Source organism: Deinococcus metalli, from assembly GCF_014201805.1.
Lineage (GTDB): Bacteria > Deinococcota > Deinococci > Deinococcales > Deinococcaceae > Deinococcus > Deinococcus metalli.
The window spans coordinates 124,240-151,229 of the sequence record NZ_JACHFK010000004.1; the positions used below are offsets into that span (position 1 = coordinate 124,240).

The following is a 26,990-nucleotide window of genomic DNA, read 5'->3' on the forward strand; positions in this document are numbered from 1 at the left end:
ACTCCCTTGCTCAATCAGTGCGGTGGTGCCGACTGCCGGTATGACGGTGCATCTGCTCTCGGCAACCACAAAGCCTCCCTGGAGTCTCACGCACAAGCCAATTGGTCGGCCTACAGCTCGCTTCTGTCGTGAATTGATCTGCTCTGACGGGAACTGTGTGGTCAGTTCTGTTTTTGCACGCTATACAGTTGCTTTCCTCGAACGCCGCCGGTGCTTGAGCCTGTTGGAATAAGGGACCGAGAGGCGTTTGTGGGCTGTTGCTGGACACCTACCTCGACGTTAGAAGGTCCTGCTTGCCTGACCATAAAGCGATGTACTCCATGACACCGTCCTTAAGAATGATTGAGGATCGCCTCAGACAATGGAAAGTCCGGGTCAACGTGCGTTGAGCGCTGCGCCATGCTTGGCCGGCTCCCTGGAGCCATACTCTGGCCCGTCTTACCAGGACAGAAGGGGGGCGCCCACCTTCTCAAAACGGGCGTGCGAGCGGGTCAGTGTCGGCTCCGGACTGGTTCGAGGCCAGTCACCCGTCCATTTGATCCGGAGAGTGCCGTATGGTCCTCTCCGGGTCATAACTTTTGTTCGGCCCTTGCCTCGGGAGCGGGAGTGGCAGTTGCGTGAACACGTAGAAGCCGCAGATCGCGTATTTCGAACTGGATATGAATGGCTTGGTGCTCGCTCGCCACGTTTTTCTGTATGTCAGTCCAGTGTCACGCAGCTGGCGAATTCAAGCTCGTGCTGGTGCACAAGCTGCGTATTGTCTGGGCGTTTATTGCAGCGTGTTCAGCGAGGATATTCTGAGCCAACCTCCGCCAGGTGACCTGCCCGTACATATCATATCTATTCCTGTAAACTATTCTAGACTTGTGCGCAGTACTCCGGGCGGACCGTGGGTTACCCCACCCCACACTTGTTAAGGCGCTGTACTGGAGGCCTCCCTAAACTGAGCAGACTATGAGTAACGCCGTCACGTCCCTCCGGGTTCCACCGCAGGTCACGAGCCTCTCGCACCTGCTGCAGTACCGGGCACAGCAGCATCCGGACGGAGGCATCACCTATCTGCCGGCCGGGGAGGGGGAAGAGCGGCCGCTCACGTACGCCGCGCTGGACCTCGGAGCCAGACGACTGGCACAGCGCCTCACTTCGGTGGCCCAGCCGGGGGAACGCGCCCTGCTGCTGTACGGCGAGGGTGTGGAGATCGCCACGGCATTCTTCGGAGCCCTGTATGCCGGATTGGTCACGGTGCCGGTCAGCCCTCCGCGGCCGAACCAGCCGCATGACGAGGTCCGGGGGCTGGCGGAGGATGCAGGTGTAACGCTGGTGCTGACCGAACAGCGCCTCGAACCCCTGGCCGCCGCGCTGTTCGCCGGCACCGGCGTGCAGGTCATGGTCACGGACCAGCCCGACGACGGGGAGGACTCCTCGACCTTCGTCCCGGTGGCGGTGGCGCCGTCGGCCCTGGCGTCGCTGCTGTATACCTCGGGTTCGACACGTCGGCCGCGCGGCGTCATGCTCAGCCACGGTCACCTGATGTCTCGCCTGATCGCCACGGACGCGATTCCCTCCCTGAACAGTGCGTTCGACGGTCCCACCGTGTCGTGGATGCCGCTGCAGCACATCTGGGGCCTGACGGCCGCTCTGCTGCAGCCCATGTACCGTGACCTGCCAGCAATCGTGATGCCCACCAGCGCGGTGATGCAAAAGCCCGTGCGCTGGCTGCGCGCCATCTCGCACTACCGGGCCGTCAGCAGCGGCGCGCCCAACTTTGCCTTCCAGGCGTGCCTGGACGCGGTGAGCGACGAGGACTGCGCGGGGCTCGACCTGAGTACGTGGCAGCTGGCGCCCCTGGGAGCCGAGACGATCCGCGCCGACACGCTCGAGCAGTTCGCCGCGAGATTTGCGCCCTACGGCTTCACCAGGCATGCCTTCCGGACGGCCTACGGGATGTCCGAGGGCATGGCAACCTTCGACCTGGAGGTCGAGGGAGACAAGCCGCGCCGCTTCCTGGCAGACCGCACGGCGCTGGAGGCGGACCGGGTCCAGCCCGCGGCAGACGCTGCGGCCGCGCAGGAGTTGGTGAGTTGCGGCGCGCCGATGCCCGGCCAGGAGATCGTGATCGTCGATCCGGAGCAGTTCATGCCACTGGGCGAGGGCCGGGTGGGGGAGGTCTGGAACCGCGGCCCGCTGGTCGCCGACGGGTACTGGAACCAGCCCGAGCAGACCGAGCAGACGTTCCGTGGTCACCTGGCCGGCGGTGACGGACCGTACCTGCGGACCGGCGACCTGGGCTTCATGCACGGCGGCGAACTGTTCATCATCGGGCGGCTCAAAGACATGCTGATCATCCGCGGCAAGAACCTCTACGCAGTGGACCTGGAGCACACCGCCGAACAGGCGCACCCGGCGCTGCTGCCGGCTGCGAGCGCCGCGTTCTCGGTGCCGGTCGGCCGGGAAGAGCAGCTGGTGCTGGTCCACGAGGTCCGGCCGGACCTGCACGTGGACGTGAACGAGGTGGCCGCGGCGGTGCGGCGCCGCATCGGTGACGTCCACCAACTGCCGGTTCACGCCGTGGTGCTCGTGGCGAGCGGCAGCGTGCCGCGCACGCACACCGGCAAATTGCAGCGCTACCGTTGCCGCGAGGCCTACCTCGCCAGCGTGGCCCCGCCCGCACCGACGCCAGCCGCGGCCCGCTGAGCGCCGCCCGTTCCGGAGGACCTCCGTGCATATCATCGGGATCAGCCATCTCCACGATTCCCCCACTGACGCGCCTGCCAGTCGGCCCCTGACCGCACTGGAAGCCGACCTGGCCGGCATCTGGCACGAGGTGCTGGGCCGGGCGCCCACACAGCCGAACGACCACTTCTTCGAGCTGGGCGGCAACTCGCTGGGGGTGGGACGGGTGGCGGCCCGCATCGAGGCCCGCACCGGTCAGCGCGTCTCGCTGCCCGCGCTGTTCGGCACACCTACCCTTGCCGGCATGGCTGCCGGGCTTCAGAGTGCTCTCGACGCGCCGGACGCCGCAGCAGCGCCCCTCACGGCGCGGTTGGAGACCGGCCCGGTGCCCGCGTCGCTGTCACAGGAGCGCATGTGGCTGCTGCATGAACTCGACGCGGGCGGCACAGCGTACAGCGTGGTCGGAGCGCTGCACCTGCGCGGCGCGCTCGACGTCGCCGCGCTGGAGGACAGCCTGCGTTACATCGTGGAGCGCCACGAGCCGCTGCGGACCACCTTCGAGGACCGGGACGGTCTGCTGTACCAGCGGGTGAATCCGCCCGAATTCACGGTGGAGCGCCGGTCCCTGCGCGGATACGCCGATTCCGCCGCGCAGCTCAAGGCCGCAACACGCGACCTCCAGACGTGCCTCCAGCGGCCCTTCGACATGCGCGAGGGGCCGATGATCCGTGTCACGCTGTTCGATCTGGCCGACGACCACCACATCCTGCTGCTGGACCTGCCGCACATCAACTCGGACGCGTGGTCGCTCGGCGTGCTGCTGGAGGAACTCATCCACGGCTACGAGGCGCAGCTCGCCGGCCGGGCTCCGGCGCTGCCGGAGTTGCCGGTGCAGTACCGCGATTACGCCGTGTGGCAGCGCGAGTGGCTGCGCGGCGACACGCTCGAGCGGCTGCGGACCTACTGGCGCGCGGCGCTGCAGGACCTCCCGGCGCTGGAGCTGCCGCTCGACCGGCCCCGCCCCCCCAGCCTCACCTTCGGCGGGGCCACGGTGTGGGCCACCCTACCCACCCCACTGCTGGAGCGCCTGCGGCGCGTCGCGACTGCGGAGAACGCCACGCTGTTCATGGTGATGCTGACCGCCTTCAAGGTGCTGCTGTCACACTGGACCGGGCAGACCGACGTGGCGGTCGGCACGCCGGTCGCCGGCCGGAGCACACCCGGTGTGGAGCGCATGATCGGCGTGTTCGTGAACACCCTGGTGATGCGCAGCGACCTGGCCGGGGACCCCAGCTTCCGCGAGGCCCTGCGGCGCGTGCGCGACACCACCGTCGGTGCCTTCGACCACCAGGACATGCCGTTCGCGCAGCTGGTGACGGACCTGCAACCCGTCCGCGACCTGAGCCGCTCGCCGCTGGTGCAGGTGATGTTCAACCAGATCAACGTGCCCATGCCGGAGCGCTCCCTGCCCGGCCTGCACCTGGGGTTTGTGGAGCTGGACCGCGGCGGCGCGCAGTTCGACCTGGGCTGCACCGTGACCGAGATTTCGGGCGAGGAGCGCGTGAGTCTGGAGTACAACACTGCCCTGTTCGCTGAGGCCACCATGCAGGCCCTGCTGGACCGCTTCCTGCGGCTGCTCGACGAGGTGAGCCGGCACCCCGACGGCGTGGTCAGCGAACTGCCGCTGCTCAGTGGGGAGGAGCGCGCGCAGCTGGCCGCATGGAGCGGCGAGCCCGACCTGGGCGACGAGCCGATGGACACCGTACCGGAGCTGTTCGAGGCGCAGGTGCGGCGGACGCCGGACGCCGTGGCACTGCGCTCGGGGTCCGCGGTCATCACCTACCGCGAGCTGAACGCCCGGGCCAACCGCCTCGCCCGGCACCTGAGGGCGCATGGTGTGGAAGGGGAGACGCCTGTGGCGATCTGCCTGCCCCGCTCGGTGGGCGCGGTGGTGGCCACCCTGGGGGTGCTCAAGGCCGGCGGCGCGTACGTGCCGCTCGACCCCGCGCATCCCCCGGCCCGGCTGGCGCAGCTCCTTCACGACGCCGTGCCGCGGCTGCTGCTCGGCACGGCGGAAGTGGCTGGGCAAGTACCCACCGGCGAGATGCCCGTGCTGGTCGTGCCGCTGGACGGGGACGACACCGGTGCCGCGTGGGCGGCACACCCCGCGGACGACCTCGGCGTGGTCACCGCTCCGGACGCACTCGCCTACGTGATGTACACCTCGGGCACCAGCGGCACCCCCAAGGGCGTGCAGGGCCTGCACCGCGGCGTGACGTACCGGCTGCGCTGGATGTGGGACGCGTTCCCCTTCGCCGCCGGGGAGGTGTGCTGCCTGAAGACCTCGGCGGGCTTCGTGGACAGCGTATGGGAGCTGTTCGGGCCGCTGCTGGCCGGCGTACCGCTGGTGCTGGTGCCGGAACAGCTCCTTCAGGACCCCCCGGCCTTCCTGGCCCTGCTGGCGCGCGAGGAAGTCACGCGGGTGGTGCTCGTGCCCAGCCTGCTGCGCGTGCTGCTCGAGGCGCTGGAGAACGGCCCGCCGCTGCCCTGCCTGACGCTGTGGACCGCCAGCGGCGAACCGCTCGGCACCGACGTGGTGGCGCAGTTCCGGCAGACGCTGCCCCACGCCCGGCTGCTGAACCTCTATGGCTCCACCGAGGTGGCGGGCGACGCAACGTGGACGGAAGTGACGGCGGACGGGACCGTAGCGCCCAGCACCTCCTTCGAGCCGATCGGCCAGCCGCTGCCCGGCGCGCTGGTGTACGTGGTGGACGCCGCGCTGCGGCAGGTGCCGCCGGGCACGCCGGGCGAGCTGCTGGTGGGCGGCTCCGGTCTGGCACGCGGATACCACGGCCAGCCGGACCTCACCGCCACGCGCTTCGTGCCCAACCCGCACGGACCGGGGCAGGTGTTCCGCACGCGCGACCGCGCCGCGTTCCTGCCGGACGGCCGGCTGCAGGTGCTCGGCCGCCTCGACCGGCAGGTGAAGGTGCGCGGCGTGCGCGTCGAGCCGGAGGACGTCGAGGCACGGCTGCTGACCCACGCGCAGGTCGAGTCCTGCGCGGTCACGCTGTCGCGCGGCCAGGACCCGGTGCTGGTCGCGTACGTGGTGCTGCGCTCGCCGGCCACGCCGACCGAGTTGCGGGCGTATCTGGCGGCACAGCTGCCGTCGCCGGCAGTGCCCGCGCACGTCGTGGTGCTGGAGCAGCTTCCGCGCACCGCGAGCGGCAAGCTCGACCGGCAGCGCCTGCCCGAACCCGCCGCGGGCAGCGCGGCCGCGGTGCCGCCCGGCACGGCGCTGGAACGCCGGCTGGCCGAGCTGTGGGCCGAGTTGCTGGACGTGCCGGTCGAGCACGTCGGGCGGCACGACAGCTTCTTTGACCTCGGCGGGCACTCGCTGCTCGCCGCGCGGCTGGTCGCGCGCCTGGAGCCGGCCTTTGGCGTGCGCGTGCCACTGGCAGCCCTCTTCCGCGGCCCGACGATTGCCGACCTGGCCGCCGCCCTCGACGCGGCGACCGACAATGCGGACACGCCGCTGCTGGTGCCGCTGAACCCGCACGGCCACCGTCCACCTCTGTTCGTCCTGCACGGCATCGGCGGGCACCTCACGGACCTGCGTGACCTGACCGGCCCGCTGGGCGCAGACCAGCCGCTGTATGGCCTGGAAGCGGTCGGTGTGGACGGCGTCACCGCCCCGCTCGACCGCGTGGAGGCGATGGCCGAGCGCTACCTCCACGAGATCCGGCGGGTGCAGCCGCACGGCCCGTATTTCCTGTGCGGGCACTCCTTCGGGGGCGTGGTGGCCTTTGAACTCGCCCAGCAGCTGCGCGACGCGGGAGAGGCGGTAGGCCTGCTGGCGCTGCTGGACACCTGGACGCCGCGGCCGCAGGACATCACGCCGCGCCACGTGCTGCGCGGCCTGAAGCGTGTGGCCCGCACCGAGCTGACGCGCGCCCGCCGCTCTCCGGCCGCCGCCCTGCGCTGGAACGCGCGCCGGATCCAGGTCGCCGCCCGGCTGATGACCGAGGCCGCCCGCGACCGTTTCACGAACCAGGCGGGCCGGGCGCAGCGGAACGGCCTGCCGGTGTGGTTCCAGGCGGTGCGGGAAGCGAACCTGCAGGCGGTCGCGCGGTACCGGGCGCGGCCGCTGGACGTGCCGACGCTGCTCGTTCAGGCGGAGCAGCGCAAGCTGATCGAGCCGCTGTTCGCGTGGGCCGACCTGATCCAGGGCCCAATCCGCGTCCGCACCGTCGGCGGCACCCACGTCTCGATGGTGGGTCCCCAGCACGTCCGGCAGCTGGGCGAGGCGCTACACCACAGCCTGATCGCGGCGCAGGCCGGGAGCGGCACCTGGGCAGACGACTCCGCGTGACGCGTCCGGCAGTGGGCGAGGTATGGCTGGAGCTCAGCGACCTCACGCGGTGCCCACCGGACCCGGACGACGCGTCGTGGCTGGACGACGCGGAGCGGCAGCGGGCCGGGCAGTTCGTGGCGGCGCCCGACCGGGAGCGCTTCGTCCGGCGGCGGATGACGCTGCGGCGCCGGCTGGCCGACCTCACGGGCCGGCCGCCCGCGGAGGTGAACTACACCACGGGGCCTCACGGCCGCCCCGAGCTGACCCCGGTGCCACGCACTCCCGACGTGCGGTTCAGCGTGTCGAGCGCCGGCCCACTGCTCCTGCTGGCCTTCACGTGCGCTGCGGACGTGGGCGTGGATATCGAGGAGGTGCGGGCGTACCCCGAACTCGACGATGTGGCCGCCCAGGTGCTGACGGAAGGGCAGCGGACTCGGCTGGCCTCGCTCGACCGCGCCGCGCGCACGGGCGCGTTCTTCGACGCCTGGACGGCGCTCGAAGCCCGGCAGAAGCTGAGCGGGCAAGGCTTCGCCGTTGGCTGGTCCCCCGAGGCTCTGCCGACCCACGCCATCCACGAGGCGGGCTGGTCGCTGAAGGACACGGGCGGACGGCGGAGCTACCGGGCAGCGCTTGCCACGCACGGGACGGTGAACCGCGTGCGCTGGACGGTGCCCGGGCACATCGCCGTGGAGGGAGGTCCCAGAGTGCCACCGGAGCGTGACGTCGCAGCGACACGCTGACGGCCGCTCCAGCTCACGCTCCGGGTATGGGGAACGGCGCGACCGCGACGCCGCGAGCCTCCAGGGCCGCGCGCACGGCGCGGGCGATCTCGACGGCGTGGGGGTTGTCTCCGTGGATGCACAGCGTATCGGTGCGGCACTCGAACACGCCGCCGTCCAGCGCCTCGATACGGCCCTCGGTGACGAGCATCACGGCGCGGCGCGCGGCCTCCTGCGGGTCGTGGATGCTGGAGCCCGGCATGGAGCGCGGCGCGAGGCGGCCATCGCGCAGGTACGCGCGCTCGGGGAAGGTCTCCAGCACCACGGGCACACCCAGGTCACACGCCTCACGCTCCAGCAGCGTGGCGGGCAGCACCACCAGCGGCAGGGCCGGATCGAACTCCCGCGTGGCGCGCGCGATCGCCGCGGCCGTGGGCGCGTGTGTCCAGCTGCGGGTGGACAGCGCGCCGTGCGGTTTCACGTGCCGCAGCGTCAGCCCCGCCGCCCGCGCCATCCCCGCCACCGCCGCGATCTGGTACAGCGTGTCCGCGTAGACCTGCTCCGGCGTGGCCTCCAGGACGCGCCGCCCGAAGCCCGGGAGGTCCGGGTAGCCCGGGTGCGCCCCGATGCCCAGGCCGTGCTCCGCGGCCAGGTGCAGCGTGCGCTGGATGGTCAGCGGATCGCCCGCATGGAAGCCGCATGCGATGTTCACGCTGGTCAGCGACGGAAACAGCCGCCCGTCGTCGCCCATCGTCCACGCGCCGTAGGACTCGCCCGCGTCGGCGTTCAGGTCGACCTGCCAGGTCACGCGCGGCACCGGACCAGCAGCCTGCACGGGCAGAACAGAGGCAGGACGGGAACGGCGCTCACGCCGGCTCGGTTCACGGAGTCTCCTCTCGGCACGCCCTGTTCTATGCCACGGCCGCCCGGCCGCGCCACTGTGATCGGCCCCCTCCTGGCTGGCGGGCTCAGTCTGCGGCCGACAGGAAGGCCCGGACGGCGCCCAGGCTGCCCGTGTCGCGCAGCGCGGCGCCGCTGGCCCGGTTCAGCAGCGCGGGTGTGCTGCGGACGTGGCTGGCCTCGCACAGGGCGGCGAAGGCCTCGGCGTCCTGCTGGCGGTGCACCACCTCTATGCGGTCCGCGAACTGGCCCCTGAGTGGGCCGGCCAGCATGCGCCCGAGGCGCTCGCACGCCGCGCAGTCGTCCTGGGTCAGCAGGACATAGGGCCTAGTCATGCCGCCCCCACGCGGTGGGCGCCAGGTCCGGGAAGCCGCCCGCCCACAGCGCCTCCACGTCCGCGTCCCGCAGGGTGTCGGTGGCGATCTTGCTGTAACTGCTGCCCTTGGCGCTGAAGAAGTCGTGGGTGGTCCCGCGGGTCCGGATGCCGTTGAGCACCACCGGATGCACCTCCTCGTCGGGGAAGGAGCGGGGCAGGCCCAGGTTGTCGGCCAGCACGTTGAAGTTGTACCGCACGAAGCGCGCGACCTCCGCCGTCAGGCCCACGTCCGCGTACAGCACGTCGGTGTACGCCAGCTCATTGCGGTAGAGGGTGTGCAGGGTCTCGTCGTACCACGCGAGCGCCTCGGCCCGCTGCGCGTCGGACAGGCCCGCGAAGGTCTCCTGCGCCAGCAGGGCCACGTACACGCCGTGCAGCGCCTCGTCGAGGATGATCAGGTTGAAGATCTCGCCCGCCGAGACCATCCGCCCCTGGCCAGCCAGGTACAGCGGATAGAAAAAGCCGCTGTAGAACAGCGCCGTTTCCAGCATGCACGACACCGTCAGCTTCTTCCACAGCCCCAGGGCCGTGGCGTCCGGATCGTGGAACACACCCTGGATGAAGGTGATCTTGACCTGCAGGTGCGGCTGGGTGCCGATCCACGCGAAGACCTCGCGCTCCTGGGTGGTGGTCAGGAAGGTCTTGTTCATCAGGCTGTAGCTGCGGGCGTGGACGTCTTCCATCATGCCCTGAAACTGCAGCGTGGCCTTGCGGATGTGGCCGGCCACCACGCCGCGCAGCGTGGGCATGCCCACCTCGCCCTGCAGGGTGTCCAGTGCGTTCAGGCCCGCCGAGGCGTGCGTGTACGTCCAGCGCTCGGCGTCCGTCAGGGTCGCCCACACCAGGGCGTCGTTCGTGAGCGGGATCTCTTCCGGGAACCACAGCTGCGACGTGTATTTCTCGTAGAACGTGGCCGAGAAGCTGTCCTCGGGTTCCGACCAGTTGGTGGCGGTGAAGGTGGAGTGGGTCATAGGCCTCCAGGGCGCAGGGAAAGGGTGGGGCGGCCTACACGACGCAGCTGACGCACTCCGGCACGCCGGTCTTGCGCAGGCGGGTGTAGTACAGGGTCTTGAGGCCGCGGCGGTAGGCGTACAGGTAGTACGCCTGCAGGGTGCGGGTGGTGGCGCTGCTGGGCACGAACAGCGTGCACGAGATGCCCTGGTCCACGTGGCGCTGCGCGGTCGCCACGGTGTCCAGCACGCGGCGCTGGTCCATGTCGTAGGCCTCCTCGTAGTACCACTCGGTGCGCTCGCTCAGGTGCGGCATGGGGTAGATGGTGCGCGCCTTGTTGCTGGTGCGCGTCTCCACCCGTTCCGTGATGGGCATGATGCTCGCGCTGGCATGCGACACGTAGCTGATGCTGCCGGTGGGCGCGACCGCCATCACGAACGAGTGGGCCAGGCCGTGAGCTCGGATGTCCTGCACGAGCTGCTGCCACTCGGCGCGGGTGGGCAGGACGTGGCCAGAGAACAGGGCGGCGACCTCCGGGAACGTCGGCGTGAAGTCGCGCTCGAGGTACTGCGCGAAGTGCTCGCCCGACTCGTAGCGGCTGCCCTCAAATCCCGTGAACACGAAGCCGGTGTCGCGCGCGATCTGCATGCTGGTCCGGCGGGCGTGATAGTGCACGGCCGCGAAGAAGACGTCCACGAACTCCAATGCCTCGGGGCTGCCGTAGATGAGTTCCTGACCGGCCAGGAACGAGTGCAGGCCCATGGCGCCCAGGCCGACCGAGCGCATCTCGTCGTTGGCCCGCCGCACCGCCGGCACCTCCGCGATGCTGGTGGAGCGCGCCACGTTGTCGAGCATGCGCACCGCTGCCCCCACCACCCGCCCGATGTCGCCGCTGTGCATGGTCTGCTCGATCACCAGTGAGGCGAGGTTGCACGACACGTCCAGCCCGACGCGGTCCTCGTGCTCGCGGCCGTACGGGTGGAAATAGCTGGGCTGGGTGGGTTGCAGGATCTCCGAGCACAGGTTGCTCATCTTGATGGTGCCCACATTCGGGATCGGGTTGGCGCGGTTGGCGTGGCCCTCGAAGAGCAGGTAGGGGTACCCACTCTCGCCCTGCGTGACCGCGATCTCCTCCAGCACACGGCGGGCGGACACCCGCTTCTTGCGGATGCGCGGGTTGGCGGCCAGAGCGGCGTAGTCGCGCGTCCAGTCGATGTCCGCGAACTCCTGGCCGGTTTCCTGCCACAGAGAGTGCGGGTAGAACTGGCAGATGTCCTCACCGGACCGCACCTTCTCGAGGAAGATGTCGGGGAGGGTCGCGCCCACGCTGAGGGTCTTGAGACGGGCGTCCTCGTCGGTGGCGATCTTCTTGGCGCTGAGGGTATCCAGAAAGTCCGCGTGCATCACGCTGAGGTAGATGGCGCCCGCGCCGGGCCGCTGCCCGGCCTGATCGGCGTAGCGCAGCATGTTGTCGAGCATCTTGGCGACGCCCATCACGCCCTTGGTGACGTTCTGGATGCCGCGCAGGCTCTCGCCACGGGCGCGCAGGTTGCTGAGTTCCACGCCGATGCCGCCGCCGCCCTTGCTGAGTTCCGCCACGAACGACAGCGTCTTGGTGATCGAGTCGAGGTTGTCGGTGCAGTCCTGCAGCAGAAAACAGCTCACCAGTCGGCCGGTGTTCGCCTTGCCGGAGTTCATCAGCGTGGGCGTGGCCGGCGTGAAGGTCTGGGTCACGAGGTGGTGCACGAGTTCCAGCGCCTCCTCGACACTCTCCGAGCGCGCGAGGGCCGTGACGCTCAGGCGGTCCTCGTAGCGTTCCAGCCAGCGGGTGCGGTCCGGGGTCATGGTGGCGTACTCGCCGTAGAACTTCGACGCGCCCATGAACGACTGGAAGCGGAAGCCGTAGCTGTAGGCACGGTCGAACACCGCTCGCACCTCGTGCGGGGCGTAGCGCTCAAACACCGCGGCGTCCCACACGCCCTGACCGGTCAGCGCACGGACCTTCTCCTCCAGGGTCGGGAATTCCACCGTGTTCGGATTGACTCTGTCCTGGAAGTACGCGCGCAACGCCTCGTGGTCGTGCTCGGGCTGCGCCACGGTTCCGGCGAGCACCCTGTTGTTCAGTTCGATCCAGCGTTCCACGTCATTCCTCCCGCGTGCACGTCATGCGGCCCATGCCGCTGCGCGCCGATCCACGACAGCACGCGCTGCCGGTCGGCGGCGCTGCCGCCCTTGTCCACCTTGGCGACCACCGGCACGCCGTACGCGGCCGCGATCACGTCCGCCGCGCGCGCGAAGTGCTGGCCCCAGTGGTACGACCCGCTCGCCACCACGCCGCGCAGCAGCGGCGCGTGCTGCTCCAGAAAAACCCGGGTCGAGTCCGGCATCTGGCCCCGGCCGAAGGTGTAGGTCAGCAGCAGGTACGGCTGCCCCGGCGCCGCGCTGTCCGGGTGCCGCACGTCCAGCAAGGGCGCGCCCAGCGTGGCCGCGAGGTCCAGGGCCAGCCGCCGGACATTGCCCGTCAACGAGTCGTAGGCCAACAGCATTCGTCCTCCAGGGCGCACGGCGCCCGCGTCCGCGTGGCCCGGCACCTCAAGCCAGGGGGCCACGTCGCCGGCGCGTTCCTCCACGCCGACCCGTTGCAATCATCAAAAAAGACGTCCTGCGCGGCTGCGCGGCAGGGACGTGAACACACTCAGTTCGGCATGGCGGACACCCTTGGCTCCTGACGCGGGAGCAGCACGAGAAGGCGAAACTCCGCGAGGCGAGCGTTCGGACTGAAACCGTAGCGCGACTGTGCCGGACTGAGCCTGGCTCCGTGAGGAGGTGCAGGTGTGACCGGACTTCCCTCTGTTCCTGCGGAGGCTGTTCGGGGAACAGCGCCGTCACTGTACACCATGTGGTAGGGGAGCGCAGCACACACGCCAGATGTGGTGCCGGGGAGGCGGTGGGGGACGGACCCATGCTTCAGGTCAGGACGCCTCAGCGCGTCAGAAACGCCGTTGTCGTGCGCGCCAGTCTGCTCCAGGCAGCCCGGTCCCGCCCGCCACCCGGCATACTCGGGGGATGACGGTCGCCGCGGTGAGCCCCGGACTCTGCTTCTCCCGCCGGGGACGAAGTGGTCCAGGGAGGGCGCGTTCGTGATGCAGCTGATCGCGTTCCAGCTCGTGAACAGCGTGGCATACGGCATGCTGCTGTTCCTGCTCTCGGCGGGCTTCTCGCTGATCTTCGGGGTGGCGCGGGTCGCCAACCTCGCGCACGGGGCGTTCTACGTGCTGGGCGGGTATCTGGGCCTGAGCGTGACGCGGGCGGGCGGTCCGTTCTGGCTGGGCGTGCTGGCCGCCACGGCCAGCGGAGCGGCGCTGGGCGTGCTGGCTGAGCGGCTGCTGCTCGCGCGCGTGCAGGGCCAGCCGCTCCGGCAGGTGCTGCTCACGCTGGGGCTGACCTTCGTGGTGTCCGACGTCATCCGGCAGGTGTGGGGCACCGACATCCAGAGCGTGTCGCCGCCGGCGCCCTTCGAAGGGCCGGTCGCGCTGGGCGGCGTGCTCGTGCCCGCGTACCCGTTCGTGCTGATCGGGCTGGGCGTGGCGGTGTTCGTGACGATGCTCGCCGTGCTGCGCCGCACCCGCGCGGGCGCCATGATCCGCGCGGTGACGGCCGATCCCGTCATGAGCGGCACGCTGGGGCTGCCGGTCCGGCGGGTGTCGCGGCTGACCTTCGCGGCGGGCCTCGGGCTGGCGGCCTTCGGCGGCGCGGTGGGCAGTCCGCAGCTGGCCCTCACGCCCACGCTGGACAGCACCATGACGCTCCTGGCGCTCACGGTGGTCGTGATCGGCGGTCTGGGCAGCGTCGAGGGCGCCTTCGTGGCCGCGCTGCTGGTGGGGCTGGTCAGCGGCTTCGGGGCGGTGTACTTCCCGGCGCTGGTGCAGATCGCCATGTTCGCGTTGATGGTGCTGGTGCTCGCGCTGCGGCCACAGGGCCTGCTGGGCCGCCTGGAGCCCGCGTGAGCGTGCCGGCCACCGCACCCGCCGCGCACCTGCGCGTGCCGCGCCCCGTGCTGCTGGCCCTGGCAGGGGCGGCGCTCGTCATGCCCCCGCTGCTGGGCGGCTACCCGCTGTACCTCGCCACAGAGGCGCTGTGCTGGGCGATCGCCGCGGCCGCACTGGACCTGCTGGTGGGATACGCGGGGCTCACACCGCTGGGGCACATCGCGATGTGGGGTCTGGGCGGATACGTGACCGCACTGCTCACACGCGCCGGCGTTCCTCTGCCGCTGACGCTCGCGGTGGCCGCGGCGAGCGCTGCTGTGTACTCCGCGCTCACGGCCCCGCTGGCGCTGCGGGCGGGCGGTCTGGGGTTCCTGATGCTCACGCTGGCATTCGCGCAGATGCTCGCCTCTCTGGCTGCGAAGTGGACGGCTGTCACGGGCGGCACCGACGGCCTGACGTTCACGCCGGCCGTGGGCGGCACGCCGCTGTATGCGCTGAGCGTCGCCGCGCTGGCGCTGACGCTGTGGACGCTCACCCGCGTGACCCGCTCGCCCTTCGGCCGCGTGCTGGAGGCGATCCGGCAGAACGCGCCGCGGGCCCGCGCGCTGGGCTACCCGGTCCTCGCGTACCAGTTCGGAGCGGTGCTGATCGCGTCCGCGTTCATCGGGCTGGCGGGCGCGCTGGGCGCCGTGCACCGCGGCATCGTGACGCCCAGTGACGTCTTCTGGTTGCAGTCGGCGGTCCTCCTGATCATGGTGCTGCTGGGCGGTGCCCGCTCGCTGTGGGGGCCGGTGCTTGGTGCGGTGCTGTACACGGCCCTTCAGGCCGTCGTCAGCTCGCGCACCGACCTGTGGGCGGGCGCGGTGGGCGCGCTGCTGATCGCCGTGGTGCTGGCCGGACGCGGAGGCCTGTGGTCGCTGATGCGCCGGGCGCCATGACCGGCATGCAAGGCGGCATCTCTCTCCGGGCCGAGCGCGTCACCCGGCAGTTCGGGGGCGTCACGGCACTGAGGGACGTGAGCGTGGACGTGCCGCCAGGCCAGCGGCACGCGGTGATCGGTCCGAACGGCGCCGGTAAGAGCACCCTGTTCCGCGTCATCAGCGGCGAGCACCGGCCCAGCGCGGGCCGAGTCACGCTGGACGGCCGCGTGGTCAGCGGCCTGCCGCCGGAGCGAATCGCGGCGCTGGGCGTGGCCCGCTCGTTCCAGACCAGCAGCGTGTTCGACGAGGAGACCGTGCGGCACAACGTGATCCTGGCGCTGCTGGCCCACACGCCCCGCCGCCGGAAGCTGTGGCAACCTCTCGCGGGTCAGGGCGATCTCGCGGAGCGCGCCGACGACGTGCTGGCCCGCGTGAACCTGCTGGGCGCGGCGCCGCGCCGGGCGGGCGAGCTGCCGCACGGCGCCAGGCGGCAGCTCGAACTGGCGATGGTGCTTGCCCAGTCGCCGCGCCTGCTGCTGCTCGACGAGCCCCTGGCCGGTCTGGACGGCCACGAGCGCGGCGAGGTGATGGCCCTGCTGCACTCCCTGCCGCGCGACGTGACGACCGTGTTGATCGAGCACGACCTGGCCTTCTGCCTGGAATTCGCCGACCACGTGACGGTCCTCAGCAACGGCGAGGTGATCGCCACCGGCCCCCCGGAGCACATCCGCGCCGACGCGGCCGTGCAGGCGGCGTACGTCGGCGCCGCGCGGGGCGCTGACCGGCCGGCAGCATCACCCGTCGCCGCGCGGCCGCCGGTGCTGGATGTACAGGACCTGCACGCTGCATACGGCAGCGCCAGCGCCCTGAGCGGCGTGTCGCTGGACGTCCGGCCCGGCGAGGTGGTGGCGGTGCTGGGCCGCAACGGCATGGGCAAGACCACGCTGCTGACCACGCTGATGGGCTGGCGACGACCGACGGGCGGGCACGTGCGCCTGGAGGGACAGGACGTGACCGGCCTGCCACCGGCCGCGCTCGCCGCGCGGGGACTGGCGCTGGTGCCACAGGGCCGCCGCATGCTGCCCGGCCTGACCGTCGCGGAGGAACTGAGTGTGGCCGCCCGGCCGGGACCGTGGACGCCCGAGCGCGTGTACGGCGTCTTTCCGCGCCTGCGCGAGCGGCAGCGGAGCGCCAGCACCACCCTCTCGGGCGGCGAACAGCAGCTGGTCGCCATCGGGCGGGCGCTGATGCAGAATCCGCGCGTGCTGCTGCTGGACGAACCCAGCGAGGGCCTCAGCCCGGCCATGGTCTCGGCACTGCGGGAGGTGTTGCAGTCCCTGCGGGCCGGTGGAGAGACGATCGTGCTGGCCGAGCAGCACCTCGACCTCGCGCTCGCGGTGGCCGACCGAGTGTATGTGCTGGAGCACGGCACGGTGGCCTTCGAGGGCGATGCCGCCCAGTTCGCCGGAGACCGGGCGATGATACAGGCGCTGTTGGGGGTCTAGGGGCGCCCTCCCAAGGCGGTTCGCCGCCCACGAAGAGACCCACCGTGGGCGGCGGGCCGGCCAGGTCAGTTCAGATGCTGCGGACGGCGCCGCGCGCCGCGCTGGTGGTCATGCTGGCGTACGCGCGCAGGGCGGCCGTGACCTTGCGCGGCCGCGCCTCGGCCGGGTGCCAGCCCACTTCCTGCTGCTTCTGGCGCCGGGCGGCGAGGTCGGCGTCGCTCACCGCGAGGTGGATGGTGCGGTTCGGGATGTCGATCTCGATGGTGTCGCCTGTCTCGACCAGACCGATGGTGCCGCCCTCGGCCGCCTCCGGAGACACGTGCCCGATGGACAGGCCCGACGAGCCGCCGCTGAAGCGGCCATCGGTGACCAGCGCGCAGGCCTTGCCCAGGCCCCTGGACTTCAGGTAGCTGGTGGGGTACAGCATCTCCTGCATGCCGGGGCCACCGCGCGGGCCCTCGTAGCGGATCACGACGACCTCGCCCTCCGTTACGTCGCCGCCCAGGATGCCGTCCACCGCGGCGTCCTGCGACTCGAAGACGCGGGCGGTGCCGGTGAACTTCAGAATGCTGTCGTCCACGCCGGCCGTCTTGACGATGCAGCCGTCCTCCGCCAGGTTGCCGTACAGGACGGCCAGCCCGCCGTCCTGCGAGAAGGCGTGCTCAGCGCTGCGGATCACGCCCATCTCGCGGTCAGTGTCCAGGGCCGTGTAGCGCCGCGCCTGCGAGAAGGCCAGTTGCGTGGGCACGCCGCCGGGCGCGGCGCGGTAGAACTCGTGCGTCGCCGCGTCCTGCGTGCGCGACACGTCCCAGCGGTCCAGCGCGTCCGTGAGGTTGTCCGCGTGCACCGAGCGCACGTCGGTGTTGAGCAGGCCCGCCTTCTCCAGTTGCCCCAGGATCGCCATGATGCCCCCGGCGCGGTGCACGTCCTCCATGTGCACGTCGTTCTTGGCGGGCGCGACCTTGCACAGCACCGGCACGCGGCGCGACAGCCGGTCGATGTCGGCCATGGTGAAGTCCACGCCGGCCTCGTGGGCTGCCGCCAGCAGGTGCAGCACGGTGTTGGTGCTGCCGCCCATGGCGATGTCCAGCGTCATCGCGTTCTCGAAGGCCTGGAAGGTGGCGATGTTGCGCGGCAGCACGCCCTCCTCGTTGCCGTCGTAGTAGCGCTTCGCCAGATCCACGATCACGTGCCCGGCCTGCTTGAACAGTCGCTGGCGGTCGGCGTGCGTGGCGAGCACCGAGCCGTTGCCCGGCAGCGACAGGCCCAGCGCCTCGGTCAGGCAGTTCATGGAATTCGCCGTGAACATGCCCGAGCACGAGCCACAGGTGGGGCACGCGGAGCGTTCCACGGCCAGCACCTCGTCGTCGCTCACCGCGTCGTCGGCCGCGATCACCATGGCGTCCACGAGGTCGAGAGAATGCAGCGTGTCCTTCAGCAGGATCTTCCCGGCTTCCATCGGCCCGCCGGACACGAACACGACCGGGATGTTCAGGCGCAGCGCCGCCATCAGCATGCCCGGGGTGATCTTGTCGCAGTTGGAGATGCACACCATCGCGTCGGCGCAGTGGGCGTTCACCATGTACTCCACGCTGTCCGCGATCAGTTCGCGGCTGGGCAGCGAGTACAACATGCCGTCGTGGCCCATGGCGATGCCGTCGTCCACGGCAATGGTGTTGAATTCCTTCGCCACGCCGCCCGCCGCCTCGATCTCACGCGCCACGAGCTGGCCGAGGTCTTTGAGGTGCACGTGCCCCGGCACGAACTGGGTAAAGGAGTTCACCACGGCGATGATCGGCTTCTGGAAGTCCCCGTCCTGCATGCCCGTCGCGCGCCACAGCGCACGGGCTCCCGCCATGTTGCGGCCTTCAGTCGTCGTTCTGGAGCGGTACGTCGGCATAACCGGTCGATTCTGCGCCAAGACGGCGTGGCTGGCGCCGAGGCGTCCAAACAATCGCGTGGATTATTCGCCCACGTACGCCGCGAGGTGCTCGCCGGTGAGGGTCGAGCGCGCGGCGACCAGACCACGCGGCGTGCCCTCGAACACGACGCGGCCGCCGCCCCGGCCCGCGCCCGGCCCAAGGTCGATGATCCAGTCGCCGTGCGCCATCACCGCCTGGTGGTGCTCGATCACGATCACCGACTTGCCGGCGTCCACCAGCCGGTCCAGCAGCCCCAGGAGCTGCGCCACGTCCGCGAGGTGTAGGCCGGCGGTGGGCTCGTCCAGCACGTAGATGCCGCCCTCCTCGCCCAGGTGCGTGGCGAGCTTGAGGCGCTGGCGCTCGCCGCCGGAGAGCGTGGTGAGCGGCTGCCCCAGCGTGAGGTACCCCAGCCCGACGTCCGCGAGGCGCGCGAGGATGCGCTGGGCGGCCGGGAGTTTCGCCGGCCCCGCGCCGAAGAACGCCAGCGCCTCCGTCACCGTCATGGTGAGCACCTCGCTGATGTTCCGGCCGCCCAGCGTGTACGCCAGCACGTCGGCCTGGAAGCGCTTGCCGCCGCACTCCTCGCACACCGTGGACACGCCGGCCATCATCGCGAGGTCCGTGTAGATCACGCCGGCGCCGTTGCACGCCGGGCACGCGCCCTCCGAGTTCGGGCTGAACAGGGAAGGTTTCACGCCGTTCGCCTTGGCGAAGGCCGTACGGATCGGGTCGAGCAGGCCGGTGTACGTCGCGGGGTTGCTGCGCCGCGAGCCGCGGATCGCGCCCTGGTCGATAGCGACCACACCCTCGCGGCCCGACACCGAGCCGTGGATCAGGGAACTCTTGCCGGAGCCGGCCACGCCCGTCACGACCACCAGCACCCCGAGCGGGATGTCCACGTCCACGCCGTGCAGGTTGTGGGTGGTCGCCCCACGGATCTCCAGCGCGCCGGTGGGCGTCCGGACAACGGGCTTCAGCGCCGCCCGGTCGTCGAAGTGGCGTCCCGTCAGGGTGCCGCTCGCACGCAGGGCGTCCACGCTGCCCTCGAAGACGACCTCGCCGCCCGCCGTGCCCGCGCCGGGGCCAAGATCCACCACGTGGTCGGCCACGCGGATTACCTCGGGCTTGTGCTCCACCACCAGCACAGTGTTGCCCTTGTCGCGCAGGCGCAGCAGCAGGCCGTTCATGCGCTCGATGTCGTGGGGGTGCAGGCCGGTGGTGGGCTCGTCGAAGATGTACGTGACGTCCGTGAGCGACGAGCCGAGGTGGCGCACCATCTTCACGCGCTGCGCCTCGCCGCCCGACAGCGTGCCGGACGGCCGGTCGAGCGCAAGGTAGCCCAGGCCGATCTCCACAAACGAGTCGAGCGTGTGGCGCAGCGACGTCAGCAGCGGCCCGACGGATGGATCGTCCAGCCCCCGCACCCACGTCGCCAGGTCGCTGATCTGCAGGGCGCACACGTCCGCGATGCTGAGCCCGCGGATCTTGGACGACCGGGCCGCCTCGCTCAGGCGGGTGCCGCCGCACTCGGGGCAGGTGCTGAAGGTCACCGCCCGCTCCACGAAGGCACGGACATGCGGCTGGAGGGCCTCGAGGTCCTTGGACAGCATGGACGCCTGGATGCGCGGCACCAGTCCCTCGTAGGTCATGTTGATGCCCGCGATCTTCATCCGCACCGGCTCGTGGTACAGGAAGTCGTGGCGTTCCTGCGCGCTGTAGTCGCGGATCGGCTTGTCCGGATCGACGAAGCCCGAGGCGGCGTACAGCCGCGAATTCCAGCTCCCCGCGGTGTAGCCGGGAATGGTGAGCGCTCCGCCCGCCAGCGATTTCGAGTCGTCGAACAGCTCACCCAGGTCGATGTCGTTGACCGTGCCCATGCCGTCGCAGCGGGGGCACATGCCGCCGACCACGCTGAACTGGCGGCCCTCCTTGACCGTCTTGCCGCCGCGCTCGAAGGTGACGGCGCCCCCGCCGCTGACCGACGCCACGTTGAAGGAGTACGCCTGCGGCGACCCGATGTGCGGCTGCCCCAGCCGGCTGTACAGAATGCGCAGCATCGCGTTCACGTCGGTGGCCGTCCCCACCGTGGAGCGCACGTTGGCTCCCATCCGTTCCTGATCGACGATGATCGCGGTGGTCAGGCCCTCCAGCACGTCCACGTCGGGCCGCGCGAGCGACGGCATGAAGCCCTGCAGGAAGGCGCTGTAGGTCTCGTTGATCATGCGCTGCGATTCGGCGGCCAGCGTGCCGAACACCAGCGAACTCTTGCCCGAACCGGACACGCCGGTGAACACCGTCAGGCGGCGCTTCGGCAGCTCGATGCTGACGTTCCTGAGGTTGTTCACGCGCACGCCGTGGGCGCGGATCACGTCGTGGCTGTCTGCGGCACTCCGGGGAGTGGTCTGCGTCATCGTCCCGTCGCTCATCGTGCCTCCATGGTAGGCGACCACCCCGCGGCGCTCAGCGCACCTGCTGGATACGGATCAGGTTGCCGGCGGGATCGCGCACGGCGAAGTCGCGCACGCCGTAGGGCTGTTCGGTCGGCTCCTGCACGACGTCGGTGGCGCCCGCCTGAACGGTCTCGAAGGTGGCGTCGAGGTCACGGGTGGCGAGCAGCAGCGTGCCGTACGTCCCCTTCGCCATCATCTCGGTGATGGTGCGGCGCTCGCCGTCGGTGAGGCCGGGCGTGGCGGCCGGTGGGTACAGCACCACGGACGTGCCGGGCTGACCGGTCGGGCCGACCGTGATCCAGTGCAGGCCGCCGTACTCGACGTCATTCCGCACCTCGAAGCCCAGGGTGTCGCGGTAGAAGGCCAGCGAGGCAGCGGGGTCGGTGTGGGGCAGGAACGTGGAATGAATGGTGAGGTCCATGCCGGCATTATTCGGCGGGGGTGGGCGGCTCCGCTTCTCGATTCCTGACGGGCCGGGTGACCTGCTGCTCCACGCAGGCCGGAAGGCCCGCCGTTCCGCCCGCGTGCTGGTGGCGGTATGTGCTGGGCGGCACCCCGACGAGTTCTGCAAAGCGCGTGCTGAACGTGCCCAGCGATGAGCAGCCGACCGTGAAGCACACCTCGGTCACGCTCAGGTCGCCCCGGCGCAGCAGGGCCATCGCCCGCTCGATGCGGCGGGTCATCAGGTACGCGTACGGTGACTCGCCGTAGGCCAGCCGGAACAGGCGGCTGAGGTGCCCGGCCGACATGTTCACCCCGCGGGCCAGCGCCTCGACATCCAGCGGCTGCGCGTACTCCCGGTCGATCCGGTCGCGGACACGCCGCAGCCGCGCGAGGTCGCGCAGACTCGGGGTGGGCGCAGACGTGGTCACCACCCCGATTGTCCCACGTCGCCGCCCGGGGTCCCCCAGGTCCGGCGGACCATCACGACACCTCCGGCGTGTTCCACTCCTCCTCGGTCGTGTTGGTGGCGTTCAGGATCATCATGCGCAGGCGGTAGGTGCCCCGACCGAAGGCCGTCCGCCGGGGCGAGCCCACCGGCCCCAGATCCTGCTCGATGCCCTGCAGGAACGCGCGGCCCCGCGCGATTGGAATGGCGCCGGGGCTGGCGTCGACCCGGCGCAGGGCGTCAGCGATGATCCGGTCGCCGTCCTTGCCGGCCACGGTGTTCATCAGGCGCAGCAGTTCGATCCAGAAGGTCTGGTGCAGGAGCGGCGGCCCCAGCGTGATCTCGCCACGCATGACGAACGGCCGCAGCAAGGCCGTCACCTCGTCGAGATTGAGCCGGGTGGCGCGGGCGAGTTCCGCGACACTGCGCCGCGCGTTGATGAGGCTGAGCAGGTGCCGGTGCGCGTCATCCACGGGACCGAGCGCGCTCATGGTCACGGTCAGGGCCGGTACGAGGTCATACCCGATGTCGGGCACGCTGGGTGCCAGGGCCACCGGCGGGGTGGACGGCTGCGCGGTGGTCGCGCCGCCGGCGTCCGGCGTGGCCGTCGTGTCGAGCGGCGGCGCGTGCCCCTCGTCCAGGATCTGCGCCGCGTTCATCAGCAGGTGGCCCAGCGAGGTGGTGATGGACCGGTCGGCGGTCCGCTGGTCGAGCTGGAACATGAAGGCTGCCCGGTCGTGTACCTGCATCAGCACCGCGATGGCGTGCAGGCCGGTGTGCTGCTGGAACGCAGCGTGGTGCAGCTGCCCCTCATCGAAGTACACGCGCGCCATGCCGTACGGTGTGTGGATCAGCAGCGCGCCGGTCCGACCACACTGGTGAAGGTAGTCGAGCAGCATCGGCAGGCTGTTGTCGCCGGGCAGCAGCAGGCCAGTGAGGATAGTGGCTGTCGGGGACGGCGTGCCGGTCACGGTCCACAGCCTACGCGTCCACTCCGCACCTGCGGCAGGGTGGGCTGTCCCGGCGGTCAGACAAGCGGCCGGCGACTCCCCAAACTCGGACACAGGTCAGGCGACCAAAGAGAGATCAAGCTGAACACGACGGTAGAATTTTGCACACCTGAAATTCTGCAATTGTGTCAGGGTATATGTGTCAACGGCATAAAACAAGGGGATACAACCACGCTCCAGACGATAAAATTACATGCGTGCGAGACGCCGCCCTTCTGGTCTGAATCAAACTCCGGACGCGCCCGCTTGAGCGTCCAAGCTCATCAGTATTCGCAAGCGCTCAATCCCCTCCACATGTCACGACGGACCGACACGACAGACTGAAGGCGTGCCCGCCCAGAACGCCAACCGGCCCCACCACGACCCGTGCGCGGCGGTGCTGGACCAGCTGGCGAGTGGCGGCGGCCGTGACCTGCGGCCCTGCATTCAGATGTACGGCGGACTGCTGCTGACCCTCGCGCACCGCTACGCCTTCCCGGACCCCGAGGAGGCGCTGTATCTCGCGTTCCTCGACGTGCGGGCCGGCTGCTCGTCGTGGCCCAGCTCGCACCTGTCCGCGCGCACGTGGGTGCTGGGCATCGGCAAGCGGTGCTACGACCGCCTGGCGCTGGTACCGGCTGACGTCGGTGGGCGCTGAGCGCGCAGCTGCCGTATCGCGCCAGTGCGCTGATCATGGGCCGATCATGAACGGCCTCCTACCCTGAAGTGTCGCCCGGTCGTCCACGAGGCCGTGTCGGTGCCCAAAGTCGGGTGATCGACTTCGGTTGCCGGCCATGCAGCTGGGGCGCCGGAGCGACACGAAGCACTGGACGCGTGCACGGCAGACAGGGCAAGCCCTTGCACCCGGCCCGGCCGCACTCTCCAGCGCGAATTCGCCGGGCACCACTTCGCCACCCTGAGGAGGGAAGGACAATGAACCGGATCGTGATGTGTGGACTGCTGCTCGGCCTGGTCGCGTGTGGGGGTACGTCCACGCCGACGCCGAAACCCACCCAGAAGACTGTGAACGACGTCGTCCTGACGCCCACACAGCTCAGCGTGCCGCTCAGCACCTTCGATATCGGCGGCTACCCCGTGCAGACCGTGATGGTCGGCAACAGCATCTATTTCGGAAATTATTCCAACACCGCCAAAACGCAGTTCTTCGTCCGGTACGACATCGCATCCAACACGTTCTCGTCACCGCTGGCCACCTCAATGAACGTCTGCGGCTGCGGGTACACGAGCAAACTGGTCAGCGACGGCACGAATATTTACTACATCGCCAACGACGCCACGAAGTACACGGCGTCGACGAACGCGTGGTCGACCATCAACTATCCGACGACGGCCCATGACAACGCGGGCGAGGCCGGCGTCACGTACGCCAACGGCAACATCTACTTCGTGGGCGGCCGGACGGCGAGCAACCTCTTCAAGTATTACAGCGTCAGCCAGAATGCGTGGTTCACGGCGCCGAACGCCCTGTATGCCACGACCTCCAGCCAGTTGGTGGCCTTCAAGGACCGGATCTACGCGATCGGCGGAACCGGCGCCCCCACCAAGATGGCCTACTATTCGACCAGCTCGAACACCTGGACGCCAGTCAAGGATGTTCCGTTCACCGTCATGACGAGCTACGAGACAGTATTCGGCGCGGCGCTCGGCAACTACATCTACCTGCTCCAGAACGATTCCATCCAGATCTACGACCCCGCGAACGATGTGTGGGCCACCACGCCGGTCAAGGTCACCGGACTGCCGAGCTACGGCGCCATGCTGACTGATGGCCAGAACCTGTACATCGCCGGCAAGAACGCGTCGAACGTTCCGGCCGTCACCCGCGTGGCCGTGTCGGTCAAGTAAACGCGGTGGAGACCGGCCCGGCTACCAGTCGCGCATCGCCTTGTTCGCGCGGCCCGAACCGACCCGCACGTACGAGCGCGTGACGTTGATGTCCGCGTGGCCCAGCACCTCCGCCACTGCCACGAAGTCGCCCAGCGCCTCGTACAGCCGCGTGCCGGTCGCCTTACGGAACGCGTGGCAGCCCCGCCAGTCGGTCACCGGCCGGCCATGCTCATCGACACCGTCACGCTCGAAGTATGGCCTGAGCAGGTTGGCGGCGGCTGCGCGTGTGCGGAAGGGCAGCACCATCGCCGCCGCGTGGGACCGCCGCCGGGGCAGCGCTCTGTACGAGCGCAGGGCGACGGCCAGCCGGTCCGACAGGCCCACAGTGCGGCTCTTGCGGCCCTTGCCAGAACGAACTGTGATGTACGGTTCGTCCTCATCCAGAAACACGTCCGACCACGCGAGGTCGAGGGCTTCCTGGATCCGCAGCCCCGTGTGCGACAGCAGCAGCAGCAGGGTGCGGGCGCCCTGGACCTTCAATCGCTCACGGCCCGTCGAGGCCAACAGCGCCTCGTCCACCTTCCCGAACACGCGCCGCAGCACCGCCGGCGAATACGGCGGGTTTTTCGTCAGCGGGTGCTCGTGGTCCTTGGGCACCCGCACGCCGGCGAACGGGGTGACGTCGCTCGCCCCGGCCCAGCGCAGCGCCTTATATAAGGAGGCGGCGGCGGCCACCTTGCCGCGCACGGTGGCGATCTTGCGGCGCTCGAGCAGGGCCAGCACGTACGCCTGCGCGTCGTCCAGGCTGGGCCGCAGCACGTTCAGGGCGTGCTCCTGCGCGTACTGCACAAACTGCGTGACGCCGGTGCGGTACGCACTGAGGGTGTGCGGACTCACCAGAATGCCGCTCGCGCCGTACAGGCCCAGGTACGCTTCGGTCAGGCTCCACAGTCCATCCGCGTCCTTCTGTGCAGCGGCCTCCACCGCGCGGCGCCGGCGCTCGTCCGCGTGGAGGGCCAGCCACGACCGCGCCCGGTCACCGAGGGCCGAGCGGTAGACGTCGAGGGTCATCGGACTACCGGCCGGAGGCAGATCAGGGACGTCAGCAGTTGCATTGCTCAAACTATACACAACACGGCTTATGAATAGTTTGCTGGCTTCGCTGACTGGGGAGAGGCCATCGCCCGGACCCACACCTAGTTCGGCCGCCCTCCACACGAACGCCCTCGGTGGTTCCTGCCGCCGGCGAAGCGGCGACAGAAGTCCAGCGTGACCTTCAGCGCTTGATCCGCGGGCCGTGGGCCGCACCCGGTTATGAGCATCCAGCAAGCACTCTCAAGTCGCTCGCCTTGACATCGCCCCCTCACCTCGGTCATCATGGGCCAACTCAAGCAAACGTTGTCCTGCCGACTGGGCGGGCACATTTCGCATCCCACCGTCAGGAGGTGAGAGCCCTGTCACGTGTCCGCACGCAAGAAAAGTCTGCCACCATCAAGGACGTCGCGCGGGTGGCGGGCGTCTCCTTCTCGACGGTCTCCCGCGTCGTGAACAACTCCAAACCGGTGGATGAACCCACCAGACAGCGGGTCATGCAGGCCATCGCAGAACTGCGCTACGTGCCCAACTCCCTTGCGCGTGGACTCCAGACACGGCGATCCCGGTGCCTGGGCATGATGCTGCCCGAGATCGGCAGCTCCGGCGCGGCAAAATTCCTGGAAGGCGCCGAGTCCTACGCACGCGAGGCCGGCTACACCATGCTGCTCATGACCACCGCGGCAGACACGGCGCGGGAACTCGAGTGCTTTTCGATCATGCGCCAGCAGCAGATCGACGGCGTGCTGTGGACTGCGGCGACGTACACCGACGCCCACCGTGAGTGGCAGCAGCACCACACCCTCCCGATGGTCGTGCTTGCGCAGGACTTTTCCCCCTACGGCCTACCGAGCGTTCTGGTCGACAACTACCACGCGGCCTACGACGCGGCCGAACATCTGATCGGTCACGGACACCGCCGGATCGCCATGATCACCGGCGACCTGAACGACCGCGCCGTGGGCCTCGCCCGCTTCCAGGGCTTTGAAGACGCGCTCGCGGCGCATGGGCTGACCGTTGCCCCGGACCTCGTGGTGAGGGGGGATGTCTCGGCCCACGGACGGGATATCGCGTCGCGCGGAAGCGGGTACGCGGCGATGGCACAGCTGATGGCGCACCAGCCCACCGCCGTTCTCGCTGCCTCGGACAACCTGGCGATCGGGGCCATGCAATACCTGATCGAGCAGGGTCGGTCGATCCCGGGCGACGTGTCCATCATGGGATTCGACGACCTGGATATCGCAGCCCATCCGATGCTGCGCCTGTCGACCGTCGCGTTCGACTTCCATGATCTCGGGGTGCTCGCCGCGCGCACCCTCATCGAGCTGCTGCACGGCGAGGCCGCCACCGCGCCCGTTCAGTTGTCGCCATACCGCCTGGTCCTGAGAGACACCGTGCGCCGTCTCTGATTTT

Annotated in this window: 20 protein-coding genes; 9 read left to right on the forward strand and 11 right to left on the reverse strand. The window is 69.8% G+C overall.

The window, feature by feature from the left end; genetic code table 11:
- Positions 1-954 precede the first annotated feature (954 nt).
- From HNQ07_RS09660 to HNQ07_RS09670, 3 genes are read left to right on the forward strand one after another with little or no spacing between them, the layout of a single operon-like run.
- Positions 955-2,694, forward strand: coding sequence for a fatty acyl-AMP ligase (locus tag HNQ07_RS09660; protein WP_184111150.1), 1,740 nt, complete (start codon positions 955-957; stop codon positions 2,692-2,694).
- A gap of 25 nt (positions 2,695-2,719) precedes the next feature.
- Positions 2,720-7,045: a non-ribosomal peptide synthetase gene (locus HNQ07_RS09665; RefSeq protein ID WP_184111152.1), complete on the forward strand. Its 4,326-nt coding sequence runs from the start codon at positions 2,720-2,722 to the stop codon at positions 7,043-7,045.
- Entirely contained in the window at positions 7,042-7,767 is a 726-nt protein-coding gene (locus HNQ07_RS09670) for a 4'-phosphopantetheinyl transferase family protein (protein WP_184111154.1), read from the forward strand. Before HNQ07_RS09665 ends, HNQ07_RS09670 begins: the two co-directional genes overlap by 4 nt.
- 13 nt (positions 7,768-7,780) lie before the next feature.
- Here the strand turns inward: HNQ07_RS09670 and HNQ07_RS09675 are convergent, their stop codons facing one another.
- The 5 genes from HNQ07_RS09675 to HNQ07_RS09695 all read right to left on the reverse strand — a co-directional run bounded on the left by HNQ07_RS09675 (position 7,781) and on the right by HNQ07_RS09695 (position 12,519).
- A complete protein-coding gene (locus tag HNQ07_RS09675) occupies positions 7,781-8,554 on the reverse strand; it encodes a LamB/YcsF family protein (protein WP_184111156.1) in 774 nt (257 codons plus the stop codon).
- A gap of 160 nt (positions 8,555-8,714) precedes the next feature.
- The gene (locus tag HNQ07_RS09680) at positions 8,715-8,981 is read right to left on the reverse strand and encodes a thioredoxin (protein WP_184111158.1); all 267 of its coding nucleotides are present in this window, start codon (positions 8,979-8,981) and stop codon (positions 8,715-8,717) included.
- Positions 8,974-9,993, reverse strand: coding sequence for a ribonucleotide-diphosphate reductase subunit beta (locus tag HNQ07_RS09685; RefSeq protein WP_184111160.1), 1,020 nt, complete (start codon positions 9,991-9,993; stop codon positions 8,974-8,976). Before HNQ07_RS09685 ends, HNQ07_RS09680 begins: the two co-directional genes overlap by 8 nt.
- A 34-nt stretch (positions 9,994-10,027) precedes the next feature.
- Entirely contained in the window at positions 10,028-12,115 is a 2,088-nt protein-coding gene (gene nrdE, locus HNQ07_RS09690; protein ID WP_184111162.1) for a class 1b ribonucleoside-diphosphate reductase subunit alpha, read from the reverse strand.
- Positions 12,094-12,519 carry a class Ib ribonucleoside-diphosphate reductase assembly flavoprotein NrdI gene (locus tag HNQ07_RS09695; RefSeq protein WP_184111164.1) on the reverse strand — a complete coding sequence of 142 codons (426 nt, stop codon included), beginning with the start codon at positions 12,517-12,519 and terminating at the stop codon, positions 12,094-12,096. The genes nrdE and HNQ07_RS09695 overlap by 22 nt, the downstream gene beginning before the upstream one ends.
- Positions 12,520-13,116: 597 nt before the next feature.
- Between HNQ07_RS09695 and HNQ07_RS09700 the strand changes: the two genes are divergently transcribed.
- The 3 genes from HNQ07_RS09700 to HNQ07_RS09710 are packed head-to-tail and all read left to right on the forward strand — an operon-like array spanning position 13,117 to position 16,387.
- On the forward strand, positions 13,117-13,980 hold the full coding sequence (locus tag HNQ07_RS09700; RefSeq protein ID WP_229831944.1) for a branched-chain amino acid ABC transporter permease: 864 nt from the start codon (positions 13,117-13,119) through the stop codon (positions 13,978-13,980).
- Positions 13,977-14,900, forward strand: coding sequence for a branched-chain amino acid ABC transporter permease (locus HNQ07_RS09705; protein WP_184111168.1), 924 nt, complete (start codon positions 13,977-13,979; stop codon positions 14,898-14,900). The genes HNQ07_RS09700 and HNQ07_RS09705 overlap by 4 nt, the downstream gene beginning before the upstream one ends.
- Positions 14,873-16,387, forward strand: coding sequence for an ATP-binding cassette domain-containing protein (locus tag HNQ07_RS09710; protein WP_221274907.1), 1,515 nt, complete (start codon positions 14,873-14,875; stop codon positions 16,385-16,387). The genes HNQ07_RS09705 and HNQ07_RS09710 overlap by 28 nt, the downstream gene beginning before the upstream one ends.
- A 70-nt stretch (positions 16,388-16,457) precedes the next feature.
- On the opposite strand, the gene ilvD is transcribed toward HNQ07_RS09710, so the two are convergent.
- The 5 genes from ilvD to HNQ07_RS09735 all read right to left on the reverse strand — a co-directional run bounded on the left by ilvD (position 16,458) and on the right by HNQ07_RS09735 (position 22,619).
- Complete coding sequence (gene ilvD, locus HNQ07_RS09715) at positions 16,458-18,287, reverse strand: dihydroxy-acid dehydratase (protein WP_184111170.1); 1,830 nt, start codon at positions 18,285-18,287, stop codon at positions 16,458-16,460.
- A 63-nt stretch (positions 18,288-18,350) separates the two neighbouring features.
- Positions 18,351-20,735: an ATP-binding cassette domain-containing protein gene (locus HNQ07_RS09720; protein ID WP_229831930.1), complete on the reverse strand. Its 2,385-nt coding sequence runs from the start codon at positions 20,733-20,735 to the stop codon at positions 18,351-18,353.
- A gap of 34 nt (positions 20,736-20,769) precedes the next feature.
- Positions 20,770-21,180 (reverse strand): VOC family protein, encoded by a 411-nt coding sequence (locus tag HNQ07_RS09725; protein ID WP_184111172.1) that lies wholly within the window; start codon positions 21,178-21,180, stop codon positions 20,770-20,772.
- Between the two features lie 7 nt (positions 21,181-21,187).
- Positions 21,188-21,631, reverse strand: a complete 444-nt coding sequence (locus HNQ07_RS09730; protein ID WP_229831929.1) for a helix-turn-helix transcriptional regulator — start codon at positions 21,629-21,631, stop codon at positions 21,188-21,190.
- Between the two features lie 52 nt (positions 21,632-21,683).
- Entirely contained in the window at positions 21,684-22,619 is a 936-nt protein-coding gene (locus HNQ07_RS09735; RefSeq protein WP_184111176.1) for a DUF4388 domain-containing protein, read from the reverse strand.
- Positions 22,620-22,986: 367 nt separating this feature from the next.
- On the opposite strand from HNQ07_RS09735, the gene HNQ07_RS09740 reads away from it, so the two are divergent.
- Both HNQ07_RS09740 and HNQ07_RS09745 read left to right on the forward strand, forming a co-directional pair.
- Complete coding sequence (locus HNQ07_RS09740; protein WP_184111178.1) at positions 22,987-23,295, forward strand: hypothetical protein; 309 nt, start codon at positions 22,987-22,989, stop codon at positions 23,293-23,295.
- A gap of 275 nt (positions 23,296-23,570) precedes the next feature.
- A complete protein-coding gene (locus HNQ07_RS09745; protein WP_184111180.1) occupies positions 23,571-24,503 on the forward strand; it encodes a Kelch repeat-containing protein in 933 nt (310 codons plus the stop codon).
- A 21-nt stretch (positions 24,504-24,524) separates the two neighbouring features.
- Here HNQ07_RS09745 and HNQ07_RS09750 read toward each other — a convergent pair whose 3' ends face one another.
- A complete protein-coding gene (locus HNQ07_RS09750; RefSeq protein ID WP_184111182.1) occupies positions 24,525-25,556 on the reverse strand; it encodes a tyrosine-type recombinase/integrase in 1,032 nt (343 codons plus the stop codon).
- A 374-nt stretch (positions 25,557-25,930) separates the two neighbouring features.
- Between HNQ07_RS09750 and HNQ07_RS09755 the strand changes: the two genes are divergently transcribed.
- Positions 25,931-26,986, forward strand: a complete 1,056-nt coding sequence (locus HNQ07_RS09755; protein WP_184111184.1) for a LacI family DNA-binding transcriptional regulator — start codon at positions 25,931-25,933, stop codon at positions 26,984-26,986.
- Positions 26,987-26,990: the final 4 nt, after the last annotated feature.

Excerpts from the sequence above, each read along its gene's own strand:
- HNQ07_RS09660 (WP_184111150.1), top strand. The coding sequence starts at position 955 with ATGAGTAACGCCGTCACGTCCCTCCGGGTTCCACCGCAGGTCACGAGC.
- HNQ07_RS09680 (WP_184111158.1), bottom strand. The coding sequence starts at position 8,981 with ATGACTAGGCCCTATGTCCTGCTGACCCAGGACGACTGCGCGGCGTGC.
- HNQ07_RS09685 (WP_184111160.1), bottom strand. The coding sequence starts at position 9,993 with ATGACCCACTCCACCTTCACCGCCACCAACTGGTCGGAACCCGAGGAC.
- HNQ07_RS09695 (WP_184111164.1), bottom strand. The coding sequence starts at position 12,519 with ATGCTGTTGGCCTACGACTCGTTGACGGGCAATGTCCGGCGGCTGGCC.
- HNQ07_RS09700 (WP_229831944.1), top strand. The coding sequence starts at position 13,117 with ATGCAGCTGATCGCGTTCCAGCTCGTGAACAGCGTGGCATACGGCATG.
- ilvD (WP_184111170.1), bottom strand. The coding sequence starts at position 18,287 with ATGCCGACGTACCGCTCCAGAACGACGACTGAAGGCCGCAACATGGCG.
- HNQ07_RS09720 (WP_229831930.1), bottom strand. The coding sequence starts at position 20,735 with ATGAGCGACGGGACGATGACGCAGACCACTCCCCGGAGTGCCGCAGAC.
- HNQ07_RS09725 (WP_184111172.1), bottom strand. The coding sequence starts at position 21,180 with ATGGACCTCACCATTCATTCCACGTTCCTGCCCCACACCGACCCCGCT.
- HNQ07_RS09745 (WP_184111180.1), top strand. The coding sequence starts at position 23,571 with ATGAACCGGATCGTGATGTGTGGACTGCTGCTCGGCCTGGTCGCGTGT.
- HNQ07_RS09750 (WP_184111182.1), bottom strand. The coding sequence starts at position 25,556 with ATGACCCTCGACGTCTACCGCTCGGCCCTCGGTGACCGGGCGCGGTCG.